The organism is Actinobacillus ureae ATCC 25976 (assembly GCF_000188255.1).
Classification (GTDB): Bacteria; Pseudomonadota; Gammaproteobacteria; order Enterobacterales; family Pasteurellaceae; genus Actinobacillus; species Actinobacillus ureae.
Genome location: NZ_GL831080.1, coordinates 221,074 through 228,012 on the forward strand (window position 1 = coordinate 221,074; position 6,939 = coordinate 228,012).

Sequence of the window (6,939 nt, forward strand, 5' to 3'; positions counted from 1 at the left end):
ATACATTTGTTGTAATTTTGCAGGATTTTTTCCAAACGACTTAATGGAACGGTTTGTAATTCGAGTTGTTCATCCAAAAACACATCTAATACGCCGGCGGTAAACATCCCTCGCATAGCGCCGCCTTCCAACACTAATCCCACTTTCATTATTTTCTCCTCACTTACGCCGCTATTATAGGTAATAAAAAGATTAGGCTCTATATTGATACTATAAACGAAGTAAAATTCCACAAACACCTTATGGATTTAAGTTATTTACTTCATTCTTTTGGATTTGTGAAGATGATCACAGTATTTTTTTTCTGAGATGTTGTATGCTTCGCCCAACTACTTTAACCGTAGCTCATCATAATAATTTTATACCAGAGGGTAACTCTATGAAAAAACCGTATTAAGCACCTTAGCATTAGCAATTGCATTAGGCGCAGGCATTAGCACCGCACAAGCTGAAACACGTCTCGGTGTGACTATCTATAAATATGACGATAACTTTATGGCGTTAATGCGTAAAGCAATCGATAAAGAAGCGCATCAATTAAAAGATGTGAAGTTATTAATGAATGACTCATAAAATACCCAATCCATTCAAAATGACCAAGTGGACGTGTTACTGTCTAAAGGCGTAAAAGCATTAGCGATCAACTTGGTTGACCCTTCAGCGTCAAAACCATTATCGACAAAGCGAAAAGCGAAGATTTACAGATCGTGTTCTTCAATAAAGACCCGGGTGCAAAAGCCGTAGCAAGCTATGATAAAGCTTACTATGTAGGTACTGATCCGAAAGAATCCGGTTTAATCCAAGGTTACTTAATTGCAAAACAATAGAAAGCGAATCCGGCATTAGATTTAAACAAAGACGGTAAAGTGCAATATGCGCTATTAAAGGGTGAACCGGGTCACCCTGATGCGGAAGCACGTACTAAATACGTGGTGGAAGGTTTAGCGGCACAGGGTATCCAAAGCGAACAGATCTTTATGGATGCGGCACAAGCAAAAGATAAAGTGGACGCTTGGTTATCAAGAGGTAAAGCGAAAGATATTGAAGTGATTATCTCGAATAACGACGGTATGGCGTTAGGCGCATTAGAAGCGACTAAAGCGCACGGTCGTAAATTACCGATCTTCGGTGTGGACGCATTACCTGAAGCCTTACAATTAATCAAAAAAGGCGAACTAGCTGGTACGGTACTTAACGATGCTGCCGGTCAAGGCAAAGCCGTAGTGCAATTAGCGGCAAATCTTGCAGAAGGTAAAGCAGCATGAAGGCTCCAGCTGGAAAATTGAGGAACGTGTCGTACGTATTCCTTATGTTGGCGTAGATAAAGATAATCTAGATAAGTTTTTAAAATAAGTGAAGTTGTTTAGGCACGGGTGGATCACTCGTGCCTATTTTTTAGGGAGTGAGATATGAAAAGTGAAGTACTGCTCACAATGACAAATGTTAGTAAGTCTTTTCCCAGCGTAAAAGCGTTGGATAAAGCTAACTTAACCGTAAAATCCCATAGCGTACACACCTTAATGGGCGAAAACGGGGTGGGTAAATCCACCTTGCTCAAATGTGTATTCGGGATTTATACAAAAAATGAAGGCGAAATTTTATTTTTAGGCAAATCGGTAAATTTTAAAACCTCAAAAGAGGCGCTTGAAAACGGGATTTCGATGGTTCACCAAGAACTAAATCTGGTAAAACAAGTAAGCGTCATGGATAACCTTTGGCTTGGGCGTTATCCACTAAAAGGGCCGTTTGTCGATCACGATAAAATGTACCGTAATACCAAAGTAATTTTTGGTGAATTGGATATTGATGTCGATGTCGATCCGCGTGATAAAGTGGCGAAATTATCCGTATCACAAATGCAGATGATTGAAATTGCTAAAGCCTTCTCGTACAACGCCAAAATTGTGATTATGGATGAGCCGACTTCTTCTCTTTCTGAAAAAGAAGTCGAACATTTATTTAAAATCATTCAGAAATTAAAAGATCGTGGCTGCGACATTATTTATATTTCGCACAAAATGGATGAAATCTTCAAAATTTGTGACGAAATTACTATCTTGCGTGACGGTAAATGGGTAAATACGGTTGCGATTAAAGATACCTCAATGGAACAAATCGTTGCAATGATGGTAGGTCGTGAACTGACCCAACGTTTCCCGGAAAAAACTAATACACCGAAAGAAACCGTACTTGTGGTAGAACATTTAACCGCTAAAAACCAACCGTCCATTCAAGATGTTATCTTTGAATTGCGTAAAGGAGAAGTGTTGGGGATCGCCGGTTTAGTCGGTGCAAAACGTACCGATATTGTGGAAACCATTTTCGGTGTGCGTGAAAAAGCAGGCGGTACTATTACTTTAAACAGTAAACAGGTAAACAACCGTAATGCGTTTGAAGCGATTAATAACGGTTTTGCGTTGGTGACCGAAGAACGTCGTTCAACCGGGATTTATGCGAATCTCAGTATCGAATTTAACTCATTGATTTCAAATATGAAATCTTACTTAGGTAAATTAGGTTTACTCAGCAATAAAAAAATGAACAGTGATACCCAATAGGTGATTGATGCGATGAACGTTAAAACACCATCTCATCAAACCAGTATCGGCTCACTTTCCGGCGGTAACCAACAAAAAGTGATTATCGGCCGTTGGCTGTTAACCCAACCGGAAATTTTAATGTTGGACGAACCGGCCCGAGGCATTGATATCGGTGCGAAATTTGAGATTTACCAATTAATTCTCGATTTAGTCAATAAAGATAAGGGAATCATTATGATTTCATCTGAAATGCCGGAATTATTAGGGGTCACCGACCGAATTTTAGTCATGAGTAACGGGAAAGTGGCGGGCATTGTGGAAACCGCCAAAACCTCTCAAGAAGAAATCTTGCAGCTCGCTGCAAAATATTTATAAAAGCAAGGAGTGATGTATGTCCGCTTTAAAACAAAATCGCACCATGGATTTTTTTAAGCAAAATGCGATTTATGTTGTGCTACTAGTTTTGTTAATTGTCATTATTGCGTAAGACCCAAGTTTCTTAAGTTTACGTAACTTCAGTAACATTTTATCGCAATCTTCCGTACGTTTAATTATCGCATTAGGGGTTGCCGGTTTGATTGTCACGCAAGGTACCGACTTATCTGCCGGTCGCCAAGTGGGGTTAGCAGCGGTAATTACTGCGACCTTAATGCAATCAATGGAAAATATGAACAGAGTATTCCCCAATTTATCCGAAATTCCGATTCCGGTTGTGATTCTTGCCGTGTGTGCCGTCGGTGCGGTTATCGGCTTATTAAACGGCTTTGTTATTGCTTATCTCAACGTAACGCCGTTTATTGCCACCATGGGTACGATGATCATCGTTTACGGTATCAACTCACTTTATTACGATGCGGTAGGTGGCTCCCCAATTGCCGGTTTTAGCGATAGTTTCTCCTCTTTTGCGCAAGGCTTCTTCCGCTTCGGTGATTTTAAACTCTCGTACATCACAATTTATGCGGTAATCGCTACCTTAATTATGTGGACACTTTGGAATAAAACCCGTTTCGGTAAAAACATTTTTGCAATTGGCGGTAACTCGGAAGCGGCACGTGTTTCAGGGGTAAACGTACCGCTTAACTTAATGGGTATTTATATGTTATCCGGCGTGTTCTATGCGTTCGGCGGTATGTTAGAAGCAGGTCGTATCGGTTCGGCAACTAATAACCTCGGTTTTATGTATGAAATGGATGCGATTGCGGCTTGTGTAGTGGGCGGTGTTTCATTCGCTGGCGGTGTCGGTACGATTATTGGTGTGGTTACCGGGGTAATTATCTTTACCGTAATCAACTACGGTTTAACCTATATCGGTGTAAACCCATACTGGCAATATATTATTAAAGGCGGCATTATCGTGCTTGCAGTATCGATTGACTCACTCAAATACGCGAAGAAAAAATAAAGATTGTCCTTGTCCAAGCGGTGCTTTTTGCAAGATTTTTTGCAAATCGTACCGCTTTTTATTGCCTAAAGTGGTTAACTAAATAGACCGCTTATCTACGTATAGCACATTACTCTAAAGTAATTGCGTCTTTGATTTTTTTCAGTGCCGCATTTTCTAATTGGCGTACACGTTCGGCTGAAATACCGTATTTATCCGCTAGATCTTGTAAAGTGGCTTTGTCTTCATCCAACCAACGGGTTTTAATAATATCTTGGCTACGTTCATCCAGTGTCGCCAATGCATAAGCCAGTTGAGCAGTTGCTTCGCCCGTATGCTCTTCATCTTCCAGTTCATCGGCAAAGTTCGAGCTATTGTCTTCAATATACATTGAAGGCGCATAAGCCTCATCATCATCTTCACCGGCAGGCAAATCAAAACCTAAGTCTTGACCGGTCATACGAGACTCCATTTCTCGCACTTCTTCAACCGATACGCCTAAATCCTCTGCCACTTTTTTGATTTCGTCTTCATTAAACCAAGCAAGACGATTTTTGTTTTTACGCAGATTAAAGAATAACTTACGTTGCGCTTTGGTGGTCGCTACTTTCACGATACGCCAGTTTTTTAATACGTATTCGTGAATTTCTGCTTTCACCCAATGCACTGCAAAAGAGACTAAACGCACACCGACATTCGGGTCAAAACGTTTTACCGCTTTCATCAAACCGATATTCCCCTCCTGAATTAAATCAGCAAGCGGCAGCCCGTAACCTAAATAACCGCGCGCAATATGAATCACGAAGCGCATATGCGAAAGAATCAGCTGTTTTGCCGCTTCTAAATCTTCGTCATAATAATAACGTTCAGCCAGCTCTTTTTCTTGCTCGGCACTGAGAATAGGATATTGATTTGCCATACGAATATAGCTGTCGAGATTCCCTTGCGGAACAGGCATACCGCCTTGCACTAAAGCGGGATGCATTGCTTCGCTTGGCTCGTTCCCCAACTCTGCTACATCATCCGACTCAATAACTTCTGCATCTTCTATCTCGTGTTCGTTAAATTTTCTCATCTCATTTCTCATTGGCTATTCATGAACCATACATTATAACAGCGTTAGAATGATCCGGTTCAGATTTCTTACGAAAGCATTGGACGATAATAAAAAAACAGAGTTCCCGACTGAGAAATCCGCTTTTTCCCAGCCATTGGTAACCATAATGGATTTCGACATTAATTTAAAATTGTTGCACACTAAATAGGCACAGACGTAGCTGAGAAACACCACAATAAAAATCATTTTTTGACGTTAAGAAAAGTAGCGAACTTTTCCGGCTCTTTTGTTGGTATGTGAAAGCCATAACGACCCTTTATAAAAAAGGATTAACTACTCGAATTAATTTACCAAGCGGTCAGATTTGCAAAATCAACCGCTTTCCATTAGAATTACAAGACTTTTGGGGCTGATTTTGGATTCGACGGGATTAGCGAAGTCCAAGGTGCACGTCGAGGTGCGGTAGGCCTCGTAAACAAACCGCAAAAAAATAGTCGCAAACGACGAGCAATACGCTTTAGCAGCTTAATAACCTGCTCATAGCCTTATCGCCTCAGCTTCCGCTCGTAAGACGAGGGCAACGATAAGTCACCCAAAACGAGATCGTGTGGACGCCGCCGTTTGAGGATCGAAACACTAAATTGAATCAAACTAGCTTATTTCTTGCGTGTCTGTCCGCTGGAGGTAAGTGAAACTAAAGACTAGACTAAACGTGTAGTGCTGAAGATGGAGTAATTTCGGACGGGGGTTCAAATCCCCCCAGCTCCACCAAAATACAATCCAAAGCAAACTTATCAAATCCTAAAAGCCCTTGAAAATATTGACTTCAAGGGCTTTTTTATATCCTAAGCATTCCTACCCAATCCTATAAAATCCTTGGGTTTTAGTTATACTGACAGCCGTATAACAAAACCGATATAACTAAAATCGCACAAAACCTGTTAGAAAAAAGTGTTACCGATGTTTTAGCTATACCTGATTTTTTAAAAGTCTGAATTGCCGTCAGAGTTATTCAGAATAATTTTCAACTCTTAGAAAGAAGCGATATGGCACGCACAATCACACCGCTAAACAGCACGAAAATAGATAAAGCTAAGCCGCAGGAAAAGGAATTTACCCTATCCGATGGCAAAGGGCTTTATCTGCTGGTCAAGCCTAATGGGGCTAAGTTATGACGGTTTAACTATTACAAGCCTTTCACGCAGCCAAAGAAAAGAGCGTTAATTGGCGTTGGCAAATACCCTGATATTTCCTTACAGCAGGCAAGAGCAATTAGAGAGGAGTATTTATCTTTACTTGCGCAGAATATCGATCCGGCAATCTATCGCCAACAGCAAGAACAAGAGAAACAAAATGAGCTGAATAATACCTATGAAGCAGTAGCGTGGGTGTGGCTTGAGTATCGCAAAACCAAAAAGAACTTTTCAGATAATTATCAAAAAGACGTTATAAGCCTGATTAATCGTTGCTTATTACCGCATTTTGGCCATTTGCCTATTTCCCAAATTACCGCGCCAATGGCATTAAAGGCATTTAAGCAGTATCAAGATGAAAGGCATTTAGAAAAGCTCAAACGGACGATTCAGAAACATAACGAGATCATGACTTATGCTCTACACCGAGACTTAATCTCTTTTAATCCTACGGCAAATATCGCAAAGGAATTTGACAGCCCTACGGTTGAACATTTCAAAATGCTTAAGCCGGAGGATTTAAGCGAATTTATGTTCACGTTACAGAACGCCTAGATTCACTTACAGACACGCTATTTGATTTTGTGGCAACTGCTCACAATGACAAGACCGAACGAAGCGGCTACGGCGAAATGGGCGGATATTGACGAGAAAAACAGAATATGGACGATTCCGGCAGAGCAAATGAAGCGCGGCATTGAACATAGAATCACGTTATCACGGCAAGCCTTAGCCCTGTTAGGACAAATTAAAAAAAGGGGCTGTAGT

1 protein-coding gene, 1 other RNA gene and 5 pseudogenes are annotated in these 6,939 nt (G+C 40.8%); 5 read left to right on the top strand and 2 right to left on the bottom strand.

Annotation, left to right across the window (positions count from 1 at the left end; genetic code table 11):
* Positions 1 to 56: 56 nt before the first annotated feature.
* Positions 57 to 149: pseudogene (locus HMPREF0027_RS11860) on the bottom strand (patatin family protein); the annotation flags it as partial.
* A gap of 265 nt (positions 150 to 414) precedes the next feature.
* Here HMPREF0027_RS11860 and mglB point away from each other — a divergent pair.
* From mglB to mglC, 3 pseudogenes are all read left to right on the top strand, one after another.
* Positions 415 to 1,353: pseudogene (gene mglB, locus HMPREF0027_RS01120) on the top strand (galactose/glucose ABC transporter substrate-binding protein MglB).
* A 56-nt stretch (positions 1,354 to 1,409) separates the two neighbouring features.
* Positions 1,410 to 2,915: pseudogene (gene mglA, locus HMPREF0027_RS01125) on the top strand (galactose/methyl galactoside ABC transporter ATP-binding protein MglA).
* A gap of 16 nt (positions 2,916 to 2,931) precedes the next feature.
* Positions 2,932 to 3,942: pseudogene (gene mglC / locus HMPREF0027_RS01130) on the top strand (galactose/methyl galactoside ABC transporter permease MglC).
* Between the two features lie 109 nt (positions 3,943 to 4,051).
* Here the strand turns inward: mglC and rpoH are convergent.
* Positions 4,052 to 4,996 (bottom strand): RNA polymerase sigma factor RpoH, encoded by a 945-nt coding sequence (gene rpoH, locus HMPREF0027_RS01135; RefSeq protein ID WP_044024204.1) that lies wholly within the window; start codon positions 4,994 to 4,996, stop codon positions 4,052 to 4,054.
* 387 nt (positions 4,997 to 5,383) lie between these two features.
* On the opposite strand from rpoH, the gene ssrA reads away from it, so the two are divergent.
* Both ssrA and HMPREF0027_RS11445 read left to right on the top strand, forming a co-directional pair.
* Positions 5,384 to 5,749: a transfer-messenger RNA gene (gene ssrA, locus HMPREF0027_RS11440) on the top strand.
* Positions 5,750 to 6,024: 275 nt separating this feature from the next.
* Positions 6,025 to 6,939: pseudogene (locus HMPREF0027_RS11445) on the top strand (integrase arm-type DNA-binding domain-containing protein); the annotation flags it as partial.

Bases quoted from the DNA above. Each gene is read 5' to 3' on its own strand.
- rpoH (WP_044024204.1), bottom strand. From the start codon at position 4,996: ATGAGAAAATTTAACGAACACGAGATAGAAGATGCAGAAGTTATTGAG.